Here is a 23,899-nt window from a genome sequence, read left to right as displayed (position 1 = left end):
TTTCCACCCAAATGGCAGCAGTAATGGTCGGCCAATTCCACGCCCGTGACGCCGAAGGCCGCATCTACCCCGTGCACGAGTTTCAGGAATCCACCCTGCAACTCGACGGCAGCACGCTGGGCGCCCCCATCACCACCTACCGCCTGGCCATCGGCGACAAGGTCAACCACCTGGGTGATAACCGTTTCGAACTGGCACGCTCCGGCGTCGAGATCACGCGCATTCCGTGATGCAATCCACCGTGTAGCGGCCCCCTTCGTGCTGCAGGCCGTGCACATCGGCGACAAACCCGGGAAAGCCCTGGTTGAATGCTCGGGCGAATGCCAGGTAGTCCAGGATCGAGCGGGTCGCCTCGGTGAACCGCTCACCCGGCATGATCAACGGGATGCCAGGCGGGTACGGCACCAGCATCACCGCCGCCACACGGCCCAGCAGCGCCTCGATCGGTACCGCCTCCACCTCGCCACGCACCATCTTGTCATAGGCCTGGGCCGGGCTTACGGCCACCTCCGGCAAACGAGTGAACAGCCGCTTCAGCTGCTTGGCCGTGGCATTGACGCGGTAGCAGTCATGTAACTGGTCGCACAGGTCGCGCAGGCCTATGCCCTGGTAGCGGAGGGCGTCGGCAGCCCCCACACTCGGCAGGCAATTGCTGAGCGGGGTGTTGCCGTCATAGTGGCGCTTGAACTCCAGCAGTTCGGTGAGCAAGGTGCTCCACTTGCCCTTGGTGATGCCCATGGAAAACAGCACCAGAAAGCTGTACAGGCCGGTTTTTTCCACCACCAGCCCGCGCTCCCAGAGAAACTTGCTGACGACTGCCGCCGGGATGCCGTGCGCGCCCAGTACACCATCAGCGCTCAGGCCCGGCATCACCAAAGTCACTTTCAGCGGGTCGAGCAGCACATAGTCGGCCGCCACTTCACCAAAACCATGCCATTGCGCCCCCGGCTGCAACAACCAGTCCTGCGCGGCCAGACGGGCGATGCCCTCGGCACTGGGCGGCTGCCAGATGCTGAACCACCAGTCCTCTGCGGCAATGTGCTCACGCAGGTTGGCCAGGGCACGACGAAAACTCAACGCCTCGTCGAACATCTCCTGCAGCAGCGAGCGCCCGGCCGGCCCTTCCATCATGGCCGAAGCCACATCCAGCGAGGCGAGAATGCTGTACTGCGGCGAGGTAGAGATGTGCATCATGAACGCTTCGTTGAAACGGTCCCGGTCCAGCTGCCGCCTGGCCCCGTCCTGCACATGAATCATCGAAGCCTGGCTGAACGCCGCGAGCAGCTTGTGGGTGGAATGGGTACTGAACACCAGCGGGCTGTCTGCCGCGCAGGCGGTGCCCATGGCGTAGCGCCCGGTGAAAAAGTCGTGGAACGCGGCATAGGCAAACCAGGCCTCGTCGAAGTGCAGCACCTCGACACTGGCACCCAGGGCCTGCTTGATCAGCCCAGCGTGGTAACACAGCCCGTCGTAGGTGGAGTTGGTCACTACCGCCAGCTTGATACGCTGCCCACGATCACGGGCAAGGGGGTTGGCCTGAATCTTCGCGGCGATCGCCTCGGGGCTGAACTCGCTGAGCGGGATCGGGCCGATGATGCCCAGTTCGTTGCGCTCCGGGCACAGGTACAGCGGGATGGCACCCGTCATGATGATCGCGTGCACCACCGACTTGTGGCAGTTGCGGTCCACCAGCACCAGGTCGTCACGACCGACCATGGCGTGCCAGACGATCTTGTTGGCCGTGGAGGTACCGTTGATGACGAAGAAGGTGTGGTCGGCGCCGAAGTTGCGCGCCGCCCTGGCCTCGGCTTCGGCCAGCGGGCCTGTGTGGTCGAGCAGCGAACCCAGCTCCGGCACGGAAACGGACAGGTCCGAGCGCAGGGTGTTTTCCCCGAAGAACTGGTGAAAGGCTTGGCCTACCGGGCTTTTATGATAGGCCACACCGCCACCATGGCCCGGGGTGTGCCAGGAGTAGTTGGACTGCGCAGTGTGCTGCACCAGCGCCTTGAAGAACGGCGGCAGCAGGCCGTCGAGGTAGGTGTGTGCAGCACGCGCCACCTGGCGGGCGAGAAACGGCACGGTGTCTTCGAACAGGTAAAGGATGCCACGCAGCTGGTTGAGCTCACTCATGGCTTCGGCGGGAGCATTTTCCAGGGTCACCTGCTCGCCCAGGGCGAAGATCGGCAGGTTGGGTGCGCGCAGACGGGCCAGGCGGATCAGCTCGGCCATGTTCTGCAGTAAATGGGTGTTCTCGCCAGCGCCTTCGGCCGCGATGAGCATGCAGGCCAGGCCGTGGTGAGTGGCGGCGACCAGGCGTGCTTCGGCGTGGTCGGCTGCGGCGAGAATGGCAAAGCCATCCTGGCGCAATTCCTCGGCGATGCCGCGCACGCGCTCGCCGGCAACACTGTCGGCCTTGATGGCGCGGTGGACGATGAGGATCGGGAACTTGAGGTCCTTGTACATCAGGTGGCTACCTCCGAAGGACATGGCGTCCATTTCAGGGTAGTTGAGCCTTGTATTGCCTGTACTGGACCTTTCGCGGGTAAACCCGCTCCTACGACGGCCTGTGTCCAATCACCGACCGGTGCCCAGTAGGAGCGGGTTTACCCGCGAAAGGGCCGGGCCTGCTGGCCAATCTGCCCCCGCCATTCACCGCCGCAGCCGCCACCGTATTCGGCAGGTAAACCCGCGCCTACAACGATCTCCACTTCATGTTGCAGGGCGAAAGATCAGCCGGCTGGTGTCTCAGTCAGGGCCTGCCACAGCGAAGGCCCACCCGCCGACTTGGCAATGGCCGCCAGCCGCTCGGCATGCGCCTCCAGCTCTTCAGCGCTGGCCATGATCACCCGCCCTGGCGCACGCCCGACAATCCGGCGGATCTCGCTGCCGCCAGCGCCCTGCCCGTCCTCTTCGGCATCTGCGCCATTCCCAGCCAACGACAGGCTGGTCTGGCCACCGGTCATTGCCAGGTAAACGTCGGCCAGCAGTTCCGAGTCGAGCAGTGCGCCGTGCAACTCACGGCCTGAGTTGTCGATGTCGTAGCGTTTGCACAGCGCATCCAGGCTGTTGCGCTGCCCCGGGTGGCGCGAACGTGCCAGCAACAGGGTGTCCAGAATGGTGCAGTGCTGCGAAATGTCAGCACGGTCCTGCTGGCCCAGCAAGGCGAATTCGTTGTTGATGAAGCCAACGTCGAACGCCGCGTTGTGGATGACCAGCGTGGCACCCTGGATGAACTGGAAGAACTCCTCGGCGACATCGCCAAAGCGGGGCTTGCCGACCAGGAAGGCATCCGTGATGCCGTGAACGTTGATCGCGCCCTCGTCACTCTCGCGGTCGGGCTGCAGGTAGACGTGGAAGTGCCGCCCGGTCAGGCGCCGGCCGATGACCTCGACACAGCCGATCTCGATGATCCGGTGGCCTTCGCCAACCGGCATACCCGTGGTTTCGGTATCGAGAATGACGAACCGTTTATCTTGCTGCTGCTCCACGCGGGCGCTCCAACTTGCATCCGTTACAAAGGTCGCGATTGTACCCCAGCTCAACGCTGGGCGCGCACCTCATCGACCCCACGGTTGGCCAGCTGGTCGGCGCGTTCGTTGCCGGGGTGGCCGATATGGCCGCGTACCCACTTCCAGGTCACCTTGTGGCGGTTGACCTGCTCATCGAGCTGCTGCCACAAGTCAGCGTTCTTCACCGGCTCCTTGGCGGCGGTCTTCCAGCCGCGCTTCTTCCAGTTGACCATCCATTCGTTAATACCCTTCATCACGTACTGCGAGTCGGTGGTCAGCACCACCTCGCATTCACGTTTGAGCGACATCAGGCCCTGGATCGCGGCCATCAGCTCCATGCGGTTGTTGGTGGTCTCACGTTCGCCGCCCCACAGTTCCTTCTCGACGCCCTTGTAGATCATCAGCACGCCCCAGCCACCCGGGCCAGGGTTGCCCTTGCAGGCACCATCAGTAAACATCTCGACGCTATCGCTCATGTACCACTCTTGAATTCAGTGCTTGTCAGTTTCGGGGTTGGCTGAGGTGCGGTTGACTTTCGCCAGTGGCAGCGGCAGCAGCTTGCCCATTGGCTCGCGGCGTTCCGGCCGCAAAGGCCGCAGGCCTACCACCATCTTGCGCGCCACCAGCAGGTACACCCCGCCACCGGAGCCCTGCCAGCCGCCGGCCAGTCGTTCCCAGCCCTCCAGGCGTTGCTGCCAGGCAGGTGAGGCAAGCGGCGGACGATAGCACCCGAAGCGGCGTTTCTCCAGCGCGAAGCCCAGCAGGTTGAGCCAGTCGCCCACCCGGGACGGCGAGATGCAGCGCGCCTTGCGCAGAGCACCGTGACTGAAGAAATGGCGCATGCCCCAGCTGCTCCAGGGGTTGATCCCCACGATCAGCAGGTGCCCGCCCGGGCGGACGGCACTGGCGGCCTCGCGCAGCAGGCCATGGGGCGACAGGCAGAAGTCCAGGCCATGCTGCAGCACCACCACGTCGGCAGCGTGCTCGCTCAACGGCCAGGCCTGTTCTTCGCAGACAATCTCCACACCCGGCAAGGGCGCACCAAGGCGCACGTTACGCTGCACCTGGGGGGCTCTGGGCGGTGGCTCGGCGCAGGGCCCGTAATGCACGAGATAGCCGCCAAAGAAGCGCCCGAGCTCTTCTTCCAGCAGTTTGTCCTCCTCCTTGAGCATCAGTTGCCCAAGTGGGCCGTTGAACCACTCACGGGCCAGGCTGATCAGCTCGACCCAGTCCGGGTCGGCCTGTGCAAAAGCTTGGTCGGTCATTGCGCTCTCCCTCGAAGGTTCTCCCACCGCGCCATCGCGGCTAAGATGCCCTCATGTGCCACGCTAGGCGAATCGGATCCGCACCATGATACAGATCGATGCTCTCCCCGCTTTCTCCGACAACTACATCTGGTTGTTACAGGATACTGCCAAACGCCGTTGTGCGGTGGTCGACCCAGGCGATGCCGGCCCGGTGGAGCGCTGGCTGGCTGCCAACCCCGAATGGGTGCTGAGCGACATCCTCGTCACCCACCACCACAATGACCATGTCGGCGGTGTGGAGCGGCTCAGGCAATTGACCGGCGCACGGGTCTGTGGCCCCGCCAACGAACGCATTCCCGGCCGCGACCTGGCACTGGACGAAGGCGACAGGGTGGACGTGCTGGGTGTGACTTTCCAGGTGCTGGCGGTACCCGGCCACACCCTGGGGCATATCGCCTTCTTCAGCGACCAGCCAGCAACACCCATCCTGTTCAGTGGCGATACCCTGTTCGCCGCCGGTTGCGGGCGCATGTTCGAAGGTACACCCGAACAGATGCAGCCGGCCCTCGCCCGCCTGGCAGCCCTGCCAGAGCAGACAGCAGTGTACTGCGCCCATGAGTACACCCTCAGCAACCTGCGTTTCGCCAAGGCGGTGGAACCGACCAACCCGCACGTTCAACAACGGTTCGAGGACGTTAGCCGTTTGCGCGCCGAAAATCGCATCAGTTTGCCATCAACGATCGGACTGGAGCGCCTGACCAACCCCTTTCTGCGTACCTCTGAAACATTAGTTAAACAAAAAGCAGACGAATGGAAGGGACATTCAAACACCACGCATGTCGCTGTTTTTGCTGCCTTGAGGTCTTGGAAGGACACCTTCTGATAACCGCAAGATATATCGCAAGTGATGGTCAAAGGTTGACCAGGCCCGGAGCGGTTTCTAGAATCGCCGAACTTTTTCGCCCGGATACCTGTATCAGCCGATGTCTTCCCGTAGCCGCAGAACCTCTCATTCCGTCGCCCTGACGCGCCTGGCCCAAATCAGTGCGCTGGCCCTGGCCGCCACTTTGGTGGGCTGCCAGAGCACCCGTCAGCTCGACGAATCCGATAGCGTTCGCGCGCACAACTACCAGGCGCGGATCAAGCACAAGCCTTCCCCGCTGCTGGTCAAGCCGGCCGAGCAGGCGCCGCAGGATGTCTGGGAGCGCATGCGCCAGGGCTTCGCCCTGCAGGACAGCATCGACGTCAACCCGCGCATCGAACAGCAGCGCTTGTGGTTCGCCAGCAACCCGACCTTCATCGAAAGCGCCGGGGAACGTGGCAGCCTCTACCTGCACTACATCGTCGAGCGCCTTGAAGAACGCGACATGCCGCTGGAACTGGCCCTGCTGCCAGCCATCGAAAGTGCCTACAACCCCATGGCCTACTCACGCGCCAGCGCTGCCGGCATGTGGCAGTTCATGCCGGCTACCGGTCGCCACTTCAACCTGCGCCAGACCAACTTCTATGACGGCCGCCGCGATGTCACCGCGTCGACCAACGCCGCGCTGGACTACCTGACCCGCCTGCACGACATGTTCAACGGCGACTGGCTGTTGGCCCTGGCGGCCTACAATGCCGGCGAAGGCACCGTCAGCCGAGCCATCGAGCGCAACGAAAGGCTCGGCCTGCCGACCGACTACTGGAACCTGCCGCTGCCACAGGAAACCCGCGACTACGTACCCAAGTTGCTGGCACTGTCGCAGGTGGTGTCCACGCCAGAAGCCTATGGTGTCAATCTCACCCCGATCGCCAACGAACCGTACTTCGAAGCGGTGGCGATCAATGACCGCCTGGACCTTACCCGGGTCGCGGCCTTTGCCAACATCGACGAGGACGAGCTGATCCAGCTCAACCCGGCATTCAAGAAGCGCATGACCGTCGATGGCCCGAAACAGCTGCTGGTGCCCACCGCCAAGGCGCAGTTGCTCAGTGCCAGCCTGTCCAACCTCAACCCGGAGCAACTGGTCAGCCTGCAACCGCCGAAAGCAGCGTTTGCCCGGGCTGTGGCCGAAGCCAAGGCACCGGTGGGGGCGCGTAGCTACCGGGTCAAGCGTGGCGATAACCTGAGCGCCATCGCCAAGATCAACCGTGTGTCGGTCAAGGACATCAAGCGCTGGAACCGTTTGTCCAGCAACAGTCTGCGTGCTGGCCAGGTTCTGGCCCTGCGCGGTGGCAGTGCACCGAGCGCCGCCGGCAACCGGGTTGCCGCCTCCGGGAAGCGCTCCACGCAATACAAGGTCCGCAAGGGCGATTCCCTGTACCTGGTGGCCAAGCGCTTCAATGTGGAAATGAAGCACCTCAAGCGCTGGAACCCACGCAGCGGCCATGCCCTCAAGCCAGGCCAGACCCTGACCGTCTACCTCGGGCATTGATCCCGCAACCAGGGTCCTCACGCGGCCTTGTGAGAGCGGCCTGGTGTCGCGATAGGGGCGCGGAGCGGCCCCAGTATTTCAACTTTTCAGCATAAACTGCCGGGGCTGCTGCGCAGCCCTTTCGCGACACAAGGCCGCTCCCACAGGTACCGTGGCACCTGTTGCCCCCGGCTTGGGGCCCGCACCTTCAAAACCTCTCTTTTTCCAACCCCACCAAGCTGTTACTGTACTCGATCAAAGCCCAACGCCTCTGGATCGGATGCCGACTTGATACGTCCCCTCCTGCTGTCACTCAGCCTGGCCTTGAGCTTTCCCGCAGCCGCGATGGTGAGCGAAAGCCACGGATACGCGCAGTTCGGCACGCTCAAGTACCCGGCCACCTTCACCCACTTCGACTGGGTCAACCCGCAAGCGCCCAAGGGCGGCACGTTGCGGGCCATGGCTTTTGGTACCTTCGACACGCTCAACCCCTACACCTTCAAAGGGTCGAGCCCGATTACCACGCCCAATTTCCAGCAGTACGGCATCAGTGAGCTGAACGAGCCACTGATGGTCGGCACGGGCCAGTACGACCCGTCCGGTGACGAGCCAACCTCCAGCTACGGCCTGATCGCCCGCTCGGTGGAGTACAGCGAGGACCGCAGCTGGGTGGTGTTCAACCTGCGCCCCGAAGCCCGCTGGCATGACGGCCAGCCCATCACCTCGGCTGACGTGGCCTTCTCGTACCGCACGCTGCTCAAGGATGGCCACCCGATCTACCGCACCAACCTGCAGGAAGTGCAGCGGGTAGACATCCTCGGCCCGCTGCGCATCCGCTTCGTGTTCAAACGCGCCGGCAACCCGCTGCTGATCCTGCGTCTGGGCGAAATGCCGGTGCTGCCCAAACACTACTGGCAAAAGCGCGACTTCAAGGCCACCACCTTCGAGCCCCCCTTGGGCAGCGGCCCCTACCGCATCACCCAGGTACAACCCGGACGACGCCTGGTGTTTGAACGGGTGAAGAACTACTGGGGCAAAGACCTGGCGGTCAACCGTGGCAAGTACAATTTCAATCGGGTCGAATACGAGTTCTATCGCGACGCGACGGTGGCCTTCGAAGCCTTCAAGGCCGGCGAGTTCGACATCTATATCGAGCACCAGGCAAAAAACTGGGCCAACGGTTACAACTTCCCTGCCGTGCGCCGCGGTGAAGTGATCAAGGCACAAATCCCGCACAGCATTCCCACGCAAACACAGGGCCTGTTCATGAACAGCCGCCGGGCCGCGTTCAGTGACCCGCGGGTACGCCAGGCGCTGGGGCTGATGCTGGATTTCGAGTGGACCAACCGCGCGCTGTTCAGCAGCGCCTACCGCCGCTCGACCAGCTACTACCCCAACAGCGAGTTCACCGCCAGCGGCCTGCCCACCGGCAAGGAGTGGCTGCTGCTGGCGCCGTTCCGTGACCAGTTGCCGGCCAAGCTGTTCAGCGAACCGTACAAGGTCAGCCACACCGATGGCCGGGGTATCAGCCGCCAAACCCTGCGCCAGGCCCTGGGCCTGCTCGCCGAGGCCGGCTGGAAGCTGCACGGCCAGCGCCTGGTCGACAGCAAGGGCCAGCAGCTGCGCATGGAGCTGCTGTTGGTAAACCCCAACCTTGAACGCATCCTGCAACCTTATGTCGAAAACCTGTCCAGCATCGGCATCGATGCGCGCTTGCGCACCGTGGACCGTGCCCAGTACAAACAACGCCTGGACCAGTTCGATTTCGACATGATTCTGATGACCCTGAACCAGACCCTCAGCCCCGGCCTCGAACAGTGGCTGTATTTCCATTCCAGCCAGGCCGCGACAAAGGGCAGCAAGAACTATGCTGGGGTCAAGGACCCGGTGGTCGACCACCTGCTCGACACCCTGCTCGCCGCCCGCACCCGCGATGACCAGGTCGCCGCTGCCCGCGCCCTGGACCGCGTGCTTTCATGGCACTACTACATGATCCCCAACTGGTACCTCGACAACCATCGCCTGGCCTACCGCAACCGGTTCGCCTTCGTCACCACGCCGCCCTACACCCTTGGGCTGAACAGCTGGTGGATCAAGACTTCGGAGAAAGCCCAATGACGCCAACGCACCGTCTGCGCCGGCTGGCAGGCAGCCTGTTGCTCGCCTGCCTGAGCCTTCCCGCGCTGGCCGCACCGCAGCACGCGCTCACCCTTTACGACGAGCCACCCAAGTACCCCGCCGACTTCAAGCACTTCGACTACGTCAACCCGGATGCGCCCAAGGGCGGCACCTTCCGCCAGTCCAGCTTCGGCGGCTTCGACAGCCTCAACCCGTTCGTCAACAAAGGCGTGGCGGCCGAGAACATCGGCATTATCTACGACACCCTGATGCGCCAGAGCCAGGATGAACCGTTCACCGAATATGGCCTGGTGGCCGGCAAGATCGAAAAGGCCCCGGACAACAGCTGGGTACGCTTCTACCTGCGCCCTGAAGCGCGCTTCCATGACGGCCATCCGATGCGGGCCGACGACGTGGTGTTCACGTTCAACGCCCTGATCAAGGACGGCGCCCCGCTGTACCGCCAGTACTACGCCGACGTCGCCGAAGTGGTCGCCGAAGATCCACTCAAGGTGCTGTTCAAGTTCAAGCACAAGAACAACCGCGAGCTGCCATTGATTCTCGGCCAGCTGCCGGTACTGCCCAAGCACTGGTACGAAAACCGCGAGTTCAACCGTGGCAACCTGGAAATCCCGTTGGGCAGCGGCCCGTACAAGGTCGCCGAGGTCAAGGCCGGGCGCTCGGTGCGCTACGAGCGGGTCAAGGACTACTGGGCCAAGGACCTGCCCATCAACCGTGGCTTCTACAACTTCGATGTCATGACCTTCGACGCCTACCGCGACACCACCGTCGCCCTGGAGGCCCTCAAGGCCGGGGCATTCGACTATGGCCTGGAAGTCAGTGCAAAGAACTGGGCCACCGCCTACAACGTGCCCGCCGTGCGCGAAGGTCGCCTGATCAAGGAAGAGCTGCCCAACGGCAACCCCACTGGCATGCAGGGCTTCATCTTCAACATCCGCCGCCCGGTGTTCCAGGATGTGCGCGTGCGCCAGGCACTGAGCCTGCTGCTGGACTACGAGTGGACCAACAAGCAGCTGTTCAACGGCGCCTACACCCGTACCGGCAGCTACTTCGAGAACTCGGAAATGGCCGCCCGCGGCCTACCCAGCCCCAACGAGCTGAAAATCCTCGAACCACTGCGCGGCAAAGTGCCCGAGCAAGTATTTACCGAGGTCTTCCACAACCCGGTCAGTGACGGCAGCGGCATGATCCGCGAGCAACAGCGCCAGGCCTACAAGCTGTTGCAGGAAGCCGGCTGGAAAATCGTCGACGACAAGATGGTCGACGCCCAAGGCAAGCCGGCAAGCATCGAGTTCCTGCTGGCGCAGACCGAGTTCGAACGCATTCTGCTGCCGTTCAAGCGCAACCTTGCCGACCTCGGTATCGAGCTGAACATTCGCCGCGTCGACGTTTCGCAGTACATCACCCGCCTGCGCTCGCGTGACTACGACATGATCGTTGGCGGCTACCCGCAATCCAACTCGCCAGGCAACGAGCAGCGCGAGTTCTGGTCCAGCGCCGCCGCCGACAACCCCGGCAGCCGCAACTTCATCGGCCTGCGCGACCCGGCCATCGACCAACTGGTGGACCAGCTGATCAACGCCGACTCGCGCCAGAGCCTGGTCGACCACTGCCGTGCCCTCGACCGCGTGTTGCTGTGGGGCTACTACGTGATCCCCAACTGGCACATCAAGACCTGGCGTGTGGCCTACTGGAACCACATCGGCCACCCGAACGTGTCGCCCAAGTACGACATCGGCATCGACACCTGGTGGATCAAGCCCGATGTAACCCCGGCGGTCAGCGAAGCGCCTGCGGACGAGGCCAATTAAGATGCTGGCCTACATCCTGCGCCGCCTGCTGCTGATCATTCCGACCCTGTTCGGCATCCTCATCATCAACTTCATCATCGTCCAGGCCGCCCCCGGTGGCCCGGTCGAGCAAATGATCGCCAAACTCGAAGGCTTCGAAGGCGCCACCAGCCGCATTGCAGGTGGCGGCGCCGAGGTTTCCGTGGCCGGCTCCAACTACCGCGGCGCCCAAGGCCTGGACCCGGCCCTGATCGCTGAAATCGAGCGCATGTACGGCTTCGACAAGTCGCCGCCCGAGCGCCTGTGGATCATGGTCAAGAACTACGCCCGGCTGGACTTCGGCGACAGCTTCTTCCGCGACGCCAAGGTGATCGACCTGATCGCCGAGAAGATGCCGGTTTCGATCTCGCTGGGGCTGTGGAGCACGCTGATCATGTACCTGGTGTCGATCCCGCTGGGGATCGCCAAGGCCGTGCGCCACGGCAGCCACTTCGACGTGTGGACCAGTTCGGCGATCATCGTCGGCTACGCCATCCCGGCGTTCCTGTTCGCCATCCTGCTGATCGTGCTGTTCGCCGGTGGCAGCTACTTCGACTGGTTCCCCCTGCGTGGCCTCACCTCCAACAACTTCGACGAACTGAGCACCACCGGCAAGGTGCTGGACTACTTCTGGCACCTGGTGCTGCCAATCACCGCGCTGGTCATCGGCAACTTCGCCACCATGACCCTGCTGACCAAGAACAGCTTCCTCGACGAGATCAACAAACAATACGTGGTCACCGCCAAAGCCAAGGGCCTGAGCCGATCACGGGTGCTGTACGGTCATGTGTTCCGCAACGCCATGCTGCTGGTGATCGCCGGTTTCCCTTCGGCGTTCATCGGCATCTTCTTCACAGGCTCCTTGCTGATCGAGGTGATCTTCAGCCTCGACGGCCTGGGCCTGATGAGTTTCGAAGCGGCCATCAACCGCGACTACCCGGTGGTCTTCGGCACCCTGTTCATCTTCACCCTGCTAGGGCTGGTGGTGAAACTGATCGGCGACCTGACCTACACCTTGGTCGATCCGCGCATCGACTTTGCCAGCCGGGAGCACTGACATGGCCTTGTCCCCCCTCAACCGCCGGCGCTTCGAGCGTTTCAAGGCCAACCGCCGTGGCTGGTGGTCGCTGTGGCTGTTCCTGATTCTGTTCGGGCTGAGCCTGGGCGCCGAACTGATCGCCAACGACAAACCGATCGCCGTACGTTACGACGGCCAATGGTACTTCCCGGCGTTCAAGCGCTACCCGGAAACCACCTTCGGCGGGGAATTCCCGCTGGAAGCCAACTACAAGAGCCCCTACATCCGCGAACTGCTGGCGAAGAAAGACAGCTTCGTGCTGTGGGCGCCCATTCCGTTCAGCTACCAGAGCATCAACTATGACCTGCGTGTCCCCGCCCCCGCCCCACCTTCGGCGGACAACTGGCTGGGCACCGACGACCAGGGCCGCGACGTGCTGGCGCGGGTGATCTACGGCTTCCGCATTTCGGTTCTGTTTGCCCTCACCTTGACCGTGGCCAGCTCCATTATCGGCGTCATCGCAGGCGCCCTGCAGGGGTTCTACGGTGGCTGGGTCGACCTGGCCGGGCAACGCTTTCTGGAAATCTGGTCCGGCCTGCCTGTGTTGTACCTGCTGATCATCCTGGCCAGCTTCGTGCAACCCAACTTCTGGTGGCTGCTGGGCATCATGTTGCTGTTCTCGTGGATGAGCCTGGTGGATGTGGTACGCGCCGAGTTCCTGCGCGGGCGCAACCTGGAATACGTGCGCGCCGCGCGCGCCCTGGGCATGCGCAACGGCGCGATCATGTACCGGCACATCCTGCCCAACGCCATGATCTCGACCATGACCTTCATGCCATTCATTCTCACCGGCGCCATCGGCACCCTCACCGCCCTGGACTTCCTCGGCTTCGGCCTGCCCGCCGGTTCGCCCTCGCTGGGCGAACTGGTGGCGCAGGGCAAGTCCAACCTGCAAGCGCCATGGCTGGGCATCAGCGCCTTTGCCGTGCTGGCGCTGATGCTGAGCCTGCTGGTGTTCATCGGCGAATCCGCCCGCGACGCCTTCGACCCGAGGAAGTGACATGAGTGAACAGAACCTGATCGAAGTGCGGGACCTGGCCGTGGAGTTCGTGACCGGGGACCAGGTCAACCGGGTGGTGGACGGCGTCAGCTTCGATATTCGCAAAGGCGAGACACTGGCCCTGGTGGGCGAAAGTGGCTCGGGCAAATCGGTCACCGCGCACTCGATCCTGCGCCTGCTGCCCTATCCCCTGGCCCGGCACCCCAGCGGCAGCATTCGCTACGAAGGCAAGGACCTGCTGCAGCAGAGCGAGAAGACCCTGCAGCGCATTCGCGGCAACCGCATTGCGATGATCTTCCAGGAGCCGATGACCTCGCTCAACCCGCTGCATTGCATCGAAAAGCAGATCAACGAAATCCTCCTGCTGCACAAGGGCCTGACGGGCAAGGAAGCGACTGCGCGCACCCTGGAGTTGCTGGATATGGTCGGCATTCCAGAGCCGCGCAAGCGCCTCAAGGCCCTGCCCCACGAATTGTCGGGCGGCCAGCGCCAGCGGGTAATGATCGCCATGGCGCTGGCCAACGAGCCCGAGCTGCTGATTGCCGACGAGCCGACCACGGCGCTGGATGTGACCGTGCAGCTGAAGATCCTCGAGCTGCTCAAGGAATTGCAGGCGCGTATGGGCATGGCCCTGTTGCTGATCAGCCATGACCTGAACCTGGTGCGCCGCATCGCCCACCGCGTGTGCGTGATGCAGCGCGGGCAAATTGTCGAGCAAGCCGAATGCGCCACGCTGTTCAGCTCGCCACAGCACCACTACACCCAGATGCTGATCAATGCCGAACCCAGCGGGCTGCCGGCGCACAATCCGGTGGGCGCGCCGTTGCTGGAGGTGGATGACCTCAAGGTGTGGTTCCCGATCAAGAAGGGCTTTCTGCAGCGCACGGTCGACCATGTGAAGGCGGTGGACGGGGTCAACTTCAGCTTGCCCCAGGGCCAGACGCTGGGCATTGTTGGCGAATCCGGGTCGGGCAAGTCCACATTGGGCCTGGCGATCTTGCGGCTGATTTCCAGCCAGGGCGGCATTCGCTTTCATGGGCAGAACCTCGAAGGGCTGAACCAGAAAGCCGTGCGCCCCCTGCGGCGGGAAATGCAGGTGGTGTTCCAGGACCCGTTTGGCAGCCTGAGCCCGCGCATGTGCGTGGCGGACATTGTCGGCGAAGGGCTGCGCATCCACGGCATTGGCACCGCGCAGGAACAGGAAGCGGCGATTATCGCGGCCCTGGAGGAAGTAGGCCTGGACCCGCGCACGCGCCATCGCTACCCCCATGAGTTTTCCGGCGGGCAGCGCCAGCGCATTGCCATTGCCCGGGCGCTGGTGTTGAAGCCAGCACTGATTCTGCTGGATGAACCCACGTCCGCACTGGACCGCACCGTACAGCGGCAGGTGGTGGAATTGCTGCGTAACCTGCAGCAAAAGTACAACCTGACCTACCTGTTCATCAGCCATGACCTGGCGGTGGTAAAGGCGTTGAGTCACCAGTTGATGGTGATCAAGCATGGGCATGTGGTGGAGCAAGGGGACGCGCAGGCGATCTTCCATGCGCCGCAGCATCCGTATACCCGGCAGTTGCTGGAGGCGGCGTTTTTGGAGGTTGGGGGTTCGTAGGGAAAGGGGGCGTGTTCGCCTTGATTCATGCGGCGTGTTTGAGATCGAGCGCCGCGAGCGTGGTGCATAAGGCGTTGAAGCGGCAACCCAAATCACCGCTTCGATCCTGATGATGACCTCGGGACTTCGCATCAAGGTTGATTAATGTGCCGTGAGGGCCGCCCCTTTCGCGGGCACGCCCGCTCCCACGGGATCACCACAATCTTCAAGACTTGCAAATACCTGTGGGAGCGGGCGTGCCCGCGAAAGGGCCGGGCCAGGCAGCCGAGAAAATTAGCCCATCTGCTTGCCACGCCAACAGAATCAAGCAGCGGTGATCAATTTTTCTGACAATAATCGTCTTCCATCATCAGCCGAATCGGGCATAAATTCTCCGCCGTCAACTCCCAGTACCCACGGTAGAGCCCATGTCCAGTCCACAACACCAGCCCGCTTCCCCTGCCCTGGCCACCCTGATCCAGCGCTCCGGCCTGCCCAGCCCAACGCTGAGCGAAGCCCAGGCACACGCCGTGCTGCAGGCCCACTATGGCCTCGCCGGCAACCTTTCGGTACTGGGCAGCCAGCAAGACCTGAACTTTCGCGTGGTCACACCGCAGGGTGGCTATGTGCTGAAGGCCTGCCACGGCAGCTACGCCCAGCTGGAGCTTGAAGCCCAGCACGCCGCCCTGGCCTTCCTGCGCGATCAAGGTTTGCCGGTACCCGCCGTGCGCTCAGCCCACAACGGCATGGGGTTGCTGGAACTGGACATCGACGCGCAACCACTGCGCCTGCGCCTGCTCGATTACATCGAAGGCCAACCGCTGACCCGCCTCAAGCACATGGAGCCGCGCCTGATGGCTGAACTGGGCGGGCTCTGTGCAAAGCTGGACAAGGCGCTTGCCCATTTCGATCACCCGGGCCTTGCGCGTACCTTGCAATGGGACCCGCAGCATGCCGGAGCACTGATCGATCACCTGCTACCGGTGCTGCAGGACAGCGGGCAGCGCGCCCGCATCGAACACGCCACGCGACAGGCCAACGAGCGCCTGATGCCGCTGGTCGATCAACTGCCCAGTCAGGCCGTGCACCTGGACATCACCGACGACAACACCGTGTGGGCCCGTGATGCCCAGCGTCAGTGGCAACTGCAAGGCGTGATCGATTTCGGCGACCTGCTGCGCACCTGGCGTATCGCCGACCTGTCGGTGACCTGCGCTGCGCTGTTGCACCACGCCGAGGGCGACCCACTGCGCATCCTGCCCGCCGTGCAGGCCTACCAGGCGCTCAACCCGCTGACCGAGGCCGAACTGCGCGCCTTGTGGCCGCTGGTGGTGAACCGCGCTGCCGTGCTGGTGCTGAGCAGCGAACAACAGCTAACCGTCGACCCGGGCAACCAGTACACCCGCGATAACATTGCCCACGAATGGGAAATTTTCGACACGGCCACCGCCGTGCCTTTCGCCCTGATGGAGGTGGCCATTCTGCAGGCTGCAGGCCTGCAACCCACGGCGCCGGACTGGAGCGACTGCGCCCCCCTGCTCCCCGAGCTGGCCGGGCAGGCTGTCACACGGGTGGACCTGGGGGTCCTGAGCAAACACTTCGAGGCCGGCAACTGGGAGCAACCCGGTTACGACCTGCATCTGCTGACGTCGCAAGCCGCCCCGGCCTGCAGCCTGCACGGGCAGTATCGCCTGTCGCAAACCCATATCGACCGCCCCGACGAACCCGCCACCTGCGCCCTTGGCGTCGAGCTGCATGTGCCCAACGGCAGCCCGGTGCAAGCGCCGGCAGCCGGCACCTGGCAGCACCGCGGCGACGGCCGGGGCTGCCTGCGCACCCCGCATTGGGCTTTGTGGCTGCAAGGCCTGGAAGACGCACCGGCAGACGGCCAGGCCGTGGAAAAGGGCCAGTTCCTGGGCAGCAGCTGCGGCTTCCTCAGCGTGCAGTTGTGCCTGGACAATGGCATCCATCCGCCGCGCTTCGCCACGCCTTCACAAGCCGCCGCCTGGCTGGCCCTGTGCCCGTCACCGGCCGCCCTGCTGGGCTTCGATTGCGATGCCGAGCCACTACCCGATCCACAAGCCCTGCTGGCCCGCCGCGACGCCAGCTTCGCCCGCTCGCAGAAGCACTACTACGCGCAACCGCCGCACATTGAACGTGGCTGGCGCAACTACCTGATCGACATGCAGGGCCGTTCCTACCTGGACATGCTCAACAACGTCGCGGTGCTGGGCCATGGCCATCCACGCATGGTTGCCGAGTCGGCGCGGCAGTGGTCGCTGCTGAACACCAACTCGCGCTTCCATTACGCAGCAATCACCGAATTCTCCGAGCGCCTGCTGGACCTGGCCCCCGAAGGTTTCGACCGGGTGTTCATGGTCAACAGCGGCACCGAGGCCAACGACCTGGCGATTCGTCTGGCCTGGGCCTTCAGTGGCGGGCGCGATCTGCTCAGTGTGCTGGAGGCCTACCACGGCTGGTCGGTGGCCACCGATGCCATCTCCACGTCGATCGCCGACAACCCGCAAGCCCTGGAAACCCGCCCAGACTGGGTACACCCGGTCGAAGCACCGAACACCTTCCGCGGCCGCTTCCGCGGGGCCGACAGCGCCGCCGACTACCTGCAAGACGTCGACGCCAAGCTGGCTGACCTCGACGCCCGTGGCCGTCAGCTGGCGGGCATCATCTGCGAACCGGTGTACGGCAATGCCGGCGGTATCTCGCTGCCCGCAGGCTACCTGCGCGCAGCCTATGCCAAAGTCCGCGCCCGCGGCGGGGTGTGCATCGCCGACGAAGTGCAGGTGGGCTATGGCCGCCTGGGCGAGTACTTCTGGGGCTTCGAGGAACAGGGCGTGGTGCCGGACATCATTACCATGGCCAAGGGCATGGGTAACGGCCAGCCACTGGGCGTGGTCATCACCCGTCGCGAAATCGCCGAGGCGCTGGAGGCCGAGGGCTACTTCTTCTCCTCGGCCGGTGGCAGCCCGGTCAGTTGCCGCATCGGCATGGCGGTGCTGGATGTCATGCAGGAGGAAGGCCTGTGGGACAACGCCCGTGACACCGGGCGCTACTTCAAGGCACGCCTGCAGGCGCTGGTCGACAAGCACCCGCTGGCCGGAGCGGCACATGGTTCGGGCTTCTACCTGGGGCTGGAACTGGTGCGCGACCGCACCACCCTGGAGCCGGCCACCGAAGAAACCATGATGCTGTGCGACCGCCTGCGTGACCTGGGTATCTTCATGCAGCCGACCGGCGACTACCTGAACATCCTCAAGATCAAGCCACCGATGTGCACCAGCCGGGCCAGCGTGGACTACTTTGTCGACAGCATTGACCGGGTGCTGGGCGAAGGCCTGTAAGTGTCAAGGCGTGGGCCCGACGGCTGCGGCCCACGCCTGTAATGCCTCACACGCGGCCATGGCCACCTGTTCATCGGTGCGCCCGGTGAACTGCCGCTCGATCGCATCGGCGGCAATCAGCCCGGCAATGGTGGGCTTGCCGACAGCATCGGTCAGGTCCAGCCATTCCCCCCAACTGGCGGGTACGTCGTACCAGCGCAGGTAGCCTGAGGGTGAACACGGCCACCATCGCTCATCGAACTGCAGAATCACTTTCTCCAGCTTGCCCATCCCCAGATGCGCCAGCGCTCCCTGCTGGGTTTCAGGTAACGCAGGAGTAAAGTGCAACGTTTTCAGAACCCCCACCGGGACTGTGCAAATGCAGAAGTCGCACACCTCTTCATTTACCTTGACGCGCGCGCTCGACCAGTCGATGTGGGTGACAGGACTGTTCAGGCGGATATCCAGGTGCTTCGACAGCAAGTCGACAAGCTCGCTGTAGCCGCCTGGCAGCATACGATCACCATGCCCGACCCCCGCTTCATCCAAGGCACAGACCGACAGTTGCTCGACGGGCAAACACGCTTCCAGTACAAGGTTGGCGTCGATGGCGAACTGCGTGGCACGCGCGAGCGCGGGGTCGAGTGTGGCCATGTAGCCATCGATCGCCTCAGACAAAGGTTGTTGCCGATCGAGACGCCTGGTCAAGGCATCCCAGGCGGCGTCGATATCCGGCACCGCCCCGCCGCGTGCTGCTGCAAGCGGGCAACTGAAATCGGTCTCGACGCAAACCAAGCCATGCTGAAGTGCAACAGCGGCCAATGGATTCTCGGCGAAATGCTGAAGCCATGCCGCACCTTCATCTGCTTTCACGCCGCCCAACTCGACAGTGTGCGTGCGCCCACCCGTTCGCCCACGCGCCTCCAGCACCGTGCAATCGACCCCCCTTTCCCGCAAGCGTTGAGCGGCAGCCAGGCCTGCACACCCCGCACCGATCACGATCACCTTGCTCGCACCGGCACTCACGGCTGCCTCGGCGGCACGCAGCCCATCATTCCACGCACCATGAGTCATTGCCGGAGCGCTGGCATTACAAGCTTCTCCAGCGATGACCAAGCGCCCATGCAGCACTTGGCCCAAGGCGCTTCGATGCAACGGCGATCCGCCAGGCAGCAAGGCACTGTAGGCGCCGAGGCTGAATGGGTCGCAGCTCCAGTGGGTGACATGCCACGCGGTTGGTCTGTGCACGCTTTTCTCCATTAAGGGGGCTGTCCTGCAGGTGCATTAATGTTCATAATTTTTAGCCATAAAAGATGATCATCATCAGGTTTACTGACAATGGCCTTTACCAGCGACTCCCTGGCGATTTTCCTCGCCGTGCTCGATGCCGGCTCGTTCTCCGCCGCCGCCCGCAAGCTGGGCCGTGTGCCTTCAGCCGTGAGCATGGCAATCGCCCAACTGGAAGCGGAACTGGACCTGCCCCTGTTCGACCGGGCCACGCGCAAAGCCTTGCCCACCAACGCCGCCCTGGCGCTGGAACCTCAGGCCAGGCAGGTCATCTGCCAACTCAACCTGCTGGATGCCCAGGCCCTGCAATTGCACAAAGGCCTGGAAAAGCGCCTGACCATCGCCATGGCGCCCGAGTTGCAGACCGGCCGCTGGAGCCAGCCGCTGGAAATCCTCGCCCAGGCATTTCCCAGCCTGGAAGTCGAGGTACGTTCGGCCACCCAGACCGAAGCCATTCGCCTGCTGCATGACGGCAGTGTGCAATTGGCATTGGTGTTCGAACGGCCCGGCATCGATGAGCGCGAATCCTTCCTCGAAGCCGGCAGCCAACTGCTGGTGGCCGTTGCCTCACCACGCCATCCGGCCGGGCAGAACAGCGGTACGCCATTGCCTGAAGAGGCCTTTGCCGAACAACGGCAGATCATCGTGGCTTCGGGCAAGGCCACCGGATCGGACCCACGCATGGTGCTGTCCCGGCGCATCTGGCTGACCGACAGCTACCTGGCCACGCTGGACCTGGTGCAGTCCGGGCTGGGCTGGGCCTACCTGCCGCAGCCATTGGTCGAACCGCTGATTGCCTCGGGCGCGCTGGCCGAGGTGCGCTTCGACAACATGGCCAGCCGCCTGCGCTTGTGGGTAGACATCATCTGGATCAAGTCGCGCCCGTTGGGCCTGGGCGCGCGACGCTACCTGGAAGTCATTCGCCAGCTGTTCGAGAAGGAGCCCCCCAGGGCCTGACACCCTTGCGCACGTCCAGGCCCTGCAGGCGATCGCCTTTGGGAGGGTTATGCTGTCGGCGCTACCAACCTGTAGCCAACCCCCGCCTCGGTAATGATGAACCGCGGCGCCGTGGGGTCATCGCCCAGCTTCTGTCGCAGATGCCCGACCACGATGCGCAGGTAGTGGGTATCCTCCGCATGGGTCGGCCCCCAGATATCCTTGAGCAGCTGCTGCTGGGTAATCACCCGCCCGGGGTGCCCGGCCAACAGCGCCAGCAAAGCATACTCCTTGCGTGTCAATGCCACCTCCACACCCTCCAGCGTCACCCGGCGGAAGGCAAAATCCACCGTCAGCGGCCCAAAGCTGGCCGCCACTTCCGAGCCGCCGGCTTGGGGCACCTGGCGCAGCAACGCCCGCACGCGCGCGAGAAACTCCTGGATACCGAACGGCTTGGTCACATAGTCATTGGCACCACCATCCAGCGCATCGACCTTCTGCACTTCACTGGCACGCACCGACAACACCATCACCGGCACTGCACTCCATTCGCGCAACTCACGCAGTACCTGCTGGCCGTCCATGTCCGGCAGCCCCAGGTCGAGCACCACCAGGTCCGGCTTGCCCAATGCCGCCTGGGCCAACCCTTCGGCACCGGTGGCGGCCTCCAGCACCTTGTAGCCTTGCGAGGCCAGGCTGATACGCAGGAACTTGCGGATCTGCGGTTCATCGTCGATGACCAACAGGGTGGCGGACTGGCTCATGGGGTTTCGCTTTCGGCTTCAGGTTGAGGAGGCAGCGGCAAGCATAGAGTGATGCTGGTGCCTTGGCCATCAATGCCTTCGCCCACCAGAATCTGCCCGCCATGGGCACCGATCATGCCCTGGCAGATCGCCAGGCCCAGCCCGGTACCCTGCCCGCCGCGGTCGCCACGGGCGGCGGTGTAGAACATGTCGAAGATTTTCTCGCGGTCGGCTTCGGGAATGCCGGGGCCCTGGTCGCTGACGGTCAAGCGCAGCTGGTCTTCATGCACCGCCACCTGCAGCTCAAGCCGACCATTGGCCGGCGAAAAGCGTGCGGCGTTTTCCAGCACGTTGACCAGTGCCTGCTCGATCAACGCCGCATGCACGAACAGCAATGGCAGCTCGGCCGGCACGTCCGTGTGCACACGTAGCGGCGCCAGCACCACCCGCAGGCGGTTAAGCGCACTGCCGACGATATCCGCCGGGGCCACCCAGTCGCGGGCCAGCTTGAGGCCGCCATGGCCCAGGCGGGTCATGTCCAGCAGGTTCTGGATGTAGCGATCGAGGCGTTCGGCCTCGTTGCGGGTGCCCTCCAGCAGCTCGCGACGGTCTTCGGCCGGGATCGCGTCGCCCAACGCCAGCAGGCTGTCGATGCTGCCACGCATGGCGGTCAACGGCGTGCGCAAGTCATGGGATACGGAAGCCAGCAGGGCGCTGCGCAGTTGCTCGGTTTCGCCGTGCAGGCGTGCGGCTTCCAGCTGTTCGGCCAGGCGTGCGCGGGCCAGGGCCTGGGCCAGGGGCTGGCCCAGGGCGGTGAGCAGGCGCCGGCGTGGGTCGCTGAGCGGCTGCCCGTTGCGCGGGCGCACGCCCAGCAGCGCCAGCGGCTGATCGTCCACCGCCAATGGCCACCACCACCAGCGGCCATTAGGCAGGGTATCGCTGCCGTGGCCGGCGGCCTGCCCGTGCTGCCAGGCCCAATCGGCAGCCGCCCGTTCGGTGTCGCTGAAGGTGCAGGCTTCCCCGCTGGCCACTTGCAACTGGCCTTCGGCGTTGCGCTCCAGCAAGCACACCTGGGTGTCCTGCCAGCCGTCCAGGTGCTGGCCGGCAGCCTTGAATATGGCTTGGCGGTCGGTGGCTACCGTCAAGCGGCGAGACAGGTCGAGCAACTGGCTGGTCTGCGCCTGGGTCTCGCGCAGCGCCTGCAACTGGCGACGCTGGCGCGCGGCCAGGTTGCCGGTGAGCGCAGCCATCAACAGAAAGAACACCAGTGTCAGCACGTCTTCTTCGCGCTGGATGGTGAACGAGAAGTTGGGCGGTATGAACAGGAAGTCATAGGCCAGGAACGACAGCGCGGCGCAAGCCAGCGCAGGTCCCAGGCTACTGCGCACTGCGACCAGCAACACCGCCGCCAGGAACACCAGCGAGATATTGGGCAGCGCCAGCACACTGGACACCGCCCAGGCCAGACCCGCAGCCATCACGGTGGCCAGCAGCGCCAGCAGGTAATGACGCCACACCCACACCCGCCGCACGGCTGAACGCGGCGCTGGCGGCTGCACGTCGCGGTCCAGCACGTTGATTTCCAGGCCACGGCTTTCGCGCAGCAGCCGCGCCGCCACACCCGCGCCGAACAAACGCCGACGCAGGCGGTTGCGGGACTGCCCGACCAGCACCAGGCTGGCCCGCCGCTCGACAGCATGCTGGATCAGCGTGCGGGCCACTTCCCCAGCCCGCAGCAGCACCACCTCCCCGCCCAGTCGCTCGGCCAGTTGCTGCGCGGCTTGCAAACGATGCCGTGCGGTTTCGTCACGCAGGCGGCCGTTGTCCACATGCACCAGGCTCCAGGGCAGGTGGCGGCGCTGGGCCACGCGGCTGGCATGGCGCACCAGGCGTTCGGCCTGGTCATCACCGTCTATGCCCACCAGCAACCGGCCGCGCAAGGCCGGCGCCTCCTGGCCGCGCTGACGATAGCCGTGGGCCAGGTCGGCATCGACCTGAGCAGCGGCGGTCTGCATGGCCAGCTCGCGCAGGGCGGTGAGGTTGGTTTGCGAAAAGTACGCATCGATGGCCGCCCGAGCTTGCTCGGGCACGTACACCTTGCCTTCACGCAGGCGTTCGAGCAGCTCTCGCGGAGGCAGGTCGATCAGCACCAGCTCGAACGCTTCCTGCAGCACCCAGTCCGGCAGGGTCTCGCGCACTTGCACGCCGGTAATGTCACGGACCTTGTCGTTGAGGCTTTCCAGGTGCTGGACGTTGACCGTGGTGTACACGTCGATGCCTGCGGCCAAGAGTTCTTGCACGTCCTGCCAGCGTTTGGCGTGGCGGCTGCCGGGGGCGTTCGTGTGGGCCAGTTCGTCCACCAGGGCCAAGGCCGGTGCGGCACGCAACAGGCCGTCAAGGTCCATTTCCTCGAGGGTGACGCCACGGTACTGGCTACGCAGCAAGGGCTGCTGATGCAGCCCTCCGAGCAACGCTTCGGTTTCGGCGCGGCCATGGGTTTCGACCACCCCGGCCAACACCTGCACGCCCTGGCGTTGCTGGGCGTGTGCGGCCTGGAGCATGGCGAAGGTCTTGCCGACGCCGGGGGCAGCGCCGAGGAACACCTTCAGCCGGCCCCGGCCGGTGCGTGGGAGGTTGGCCAACAGCGCATCGGCGCGGGCGGAGTCACTCATGTTTCATCCTTTGCTTTTTCCAGCAGTCGGCCACTTCAGGGAAAGCCCCCTTAACGTGTGGGAGCGGGTTTACCCGCGAATACGTCAGTGGCACCACCACCGCATTCGCGGGTAAACCCGCTTCTACAGGCTTCCTGCCA

Annotated in this window: 17 protein-coding genes; 10 read left to right on the top strand and 7 right to left on the bottom strand. The window is 64.1% G+C overall.

What is annotated here, in order from left to right; all coding sequences use genetic code 11:
• Positions 1–11: 11 nt before the first annotated feature.
• Positions 12–230, top strand: a complete 219-nt coding sequence (locus REH59_RS09070; protein ID WP_003251457.1) for a hypothetical protein — start codon at positions 12–14, stop codon at positions 228–230.
• Here REH59_RS09070 and REH59_RS09065 read toward each other — a convergent pair.
• From REH59_RS09065 to REH59_RS09050, 4 genes are all read right to left on the bottom strand, one after another.
• Positions 214–2,463 carry an Orn/Lys/Arg decarboxylase N-terminal domain-containing protein gene (locus tag REH59_RS09065; RefSeq protein WP_014861241.1) on the bottom strand — a complete coding sequence of 750 codons (2,250 nt, stop codon included), beginning with the start codon at positions 2,461–2,463 and terminating at the stop codon, positions 214–216. The genes REH59_RS09070 and REH59_RS09065 overlap by 17 nt on opposite strands.
• A 266-nt stretch (positions 2,464–2,729) precedes the next feature.
• Positions 2,730–3,488 carry a DNA polymerase III subunit epsilon gene (gene dnaQ, locus REH59_RS09060; protein ID WP_003251459.1) on the bottom strand — a complete coding sequence of 253 codons (759 nt, stop codon included), beginning with the start codon at positions 3,486–3,488 and terminating at the stop codon, positions 2,730–2,732.
• 50 nt (positions 3,489–3,538) lie between these two features.
• A complete protein-coding gene (rnhA, locus tag REH59_RS09055; protein WP_003251460.1) occupies positions 3,539–3,985 on the bottom strand; it encodes a ribonuclease HI in 447 nt (148 codons plus the stop codon).
• A gap of 15 nt (positions 3,986–4,000) precedes the next feature.
• Positions 4,001–4,774 carry a class I SAM-dependent methyltransferase gene (locus REH59_RS09050; RefSeq protein ID WP_265536629.1) on the bottom strand — a complete coding sequence of 258 codons (774 nt, stop codon included), beginning with the start codon at positions 4,772–4,774 and terminating at the stop codon, positions 4,001–4,003.
• A gap of 85 nt (positions 4,775–4,859) precedes the next feature.
• Here REH59_RS09050 and gloB point away from each other — a divergent pair, with 85 nt between their 5' ends.
• The 8 genes from gloB to REH59_RS09010 all read left to right on the top strand — a co-directional run bounded on the left by gloB (position 4,860) and on the right by REH59_RS09010 (position 18,142).
• The gene (gene gloB, locus REH59_RS09045; RefSeq protein WP_004576947.1) at positions 4,860–5,639 is read left to right on the top strand and encodes a hydroxyacylglutathione hydrolase; all 780 of its coding nucleotides are present in this window, start codon (positions 4,860–4,862) and stop codon (positions 5,637–5,639) included.
• Between the two features lie 100 nt (positions 5,640–5,739).
• Positions 5,740–7,170 (top strand): lytic transglycosylase domain-containing protein, encoded by a 1,431-nt coding sequence (locus REH59_RS09040; protein ID WP_014861238.1) that lies wholly within the window; start codon positions 5,740–5,742, stop codon positions 7,168–7,170.
• A gap of 267 nt (positions 7,171–7,437) precedes the next feature.
• Positions 7,438–9,267: an extracellular solute-binding protein gene (locus tag REH59_RS09035; protein WP_209019157.1), complete on the top strand. Its 1,830-nt coding sequence runs from the start codon at positions 7,438–7,440 to the stop codon at positions 9,265–9,267.
• Positions 9,264–11,099: an extracellular solute-binding protein gene (locus REH59_RS09030; RefSeq protein WP_320450485.1), complete on the top strand. Its 1,836-nt coding sequence runs from the start codon at positions 9,264–9,266 to the stop codon at positions 11,097–11,099. The genes REH59_RS09035 and REH59_RS09030 overlap by 4 nt, the downstream gene beginning before the upstream one ends.
• A gap of 1 nt (position 11,100) precedes the next feature.
• On the top strand, positions 11,101–12,174 hold the full coding sequence (locus tag REH59_RS09025; RefSeq protein WP_003251466.1) for a microcin C ABC transporter permease YejB: 1,074 nt from the start codon (positions 11,101–11,103) through the stop codon (positions 12,172–12,174).
• 1 nt (position 12,175) lies between these two features.
• The gene (locus REH59_RS09020; RefSeq protein ID WP_003251467.1) at positions 12,176–13,195 is read left to right on the top strand and encodes an ABC transporter permease; all 1,020 of its coding nucleotides are present in this window, start codon (positions 12,176–12,178) and stop codon (positions 13,193–13,195) included.
• A 1-nt stretch (position 13,196) separates the two neighbouring features.
• On the top strand, positions 13,197–14,804 hold the full coding sequence (locus REH59_RS09015; protein WP_003251468.1) for an ABC transporter ATP-binding protein: 1,608 nt from the start codon (positions 13,197–13,199) through the stop codon (positions 14,802–14,804).
• Positions 14,805–15,211: 407 nt separating this feature from the next.
• Positions 15,212–18,142, top strand: a complete 2,931-nt coding sequence (locus tag REH59_RS09010; protein WP_265536628.1) for an aminotransferase — start codon at positions 15,212–15,214, stop codon at positions 18,140–18,142.
• 3 nt (positions 18,143–18,145) lie between these two features.
• On the opposite strand, the gene REH59_RS09005 is transcribed toward REH59_RS09010, so the two are convergent.
• Positions 18,146–19,381, bottom strand: coding sequence for a flavin monoamine oxidase family protein (locus REH59_RS09005; protein ID WP_265536627.1), 1,236 nt, complete (start codon positions 19,379–19,381; stop codon positions 18,146–18,148).
• A gap of 78 nt (positions 19,382–19,459) precedes the next feature.
• On the opposite strand from REH59_RS09005, the gene REH59_RS09000 reads away from it, so the two are divergent.
• On the top strand, positions 19,460–20,365 hold the full coding sequence (locus REH59_RS09000) for a LysR family transcriptional regulator (protein WP_003251473.1): 906 nt from the start codon (positions 19,460–19,462) through the stop codon (positions 20,363–20,365).
• A gap of 47 nt (positions 20,366–20,412) precedes the next feature.
• On the opposite strand, the gene REH59_RS08995 is transcribed toward REH59_RS09000, so the two are convergent.
• Together REH59_RS08995 and REH59_RS08990 are read right to left on the bottom strand one after the other, a co-directional pair.
• Positions 20,413–21,108: a response regulator gene (locus tag REH59_RS08995; protein WP_014590291.1), complete on the bottom strand. Its 696-nt coding sequence runs from the start codon at positions 21,106–21,108 to the stop codon at positions 20,413–20,415.
• The gene (locus tag REH59_RS08990) at positions 21,105–23,759 is read right to left on the bottom strand and encodes a sensor histidine kinase (protein ID WP_265536626.1); all 2,655 of its coding nucleotides are present in this window, start codon (positions 23,757–23,759) and stop codon (positions 21,105–21,107) included. Before REH59_RS08990 ends, REH59_RS08995 begins: the two co-directional genes overlap by 4 nt.
• Between the last annotated feature and the right edge of the window lie 140 nt (positions 23,760–23,899).

This window comes from Pseudomonas sp. BO3-4 (assembly GCF_034044115.1).
Taxonomy (GTDB): Bacteria; Pseudomonadota; Gammaproteobacteria; order Pseudomonadales; family Pseudomonadaceae; genus Aquipseudomonas; species Aquipseudomonas alloputida.
Note: the sequence above shows the minus strand (reverse complement) of the source record. Positions and strands in the feature narration are given on the sequence as shown.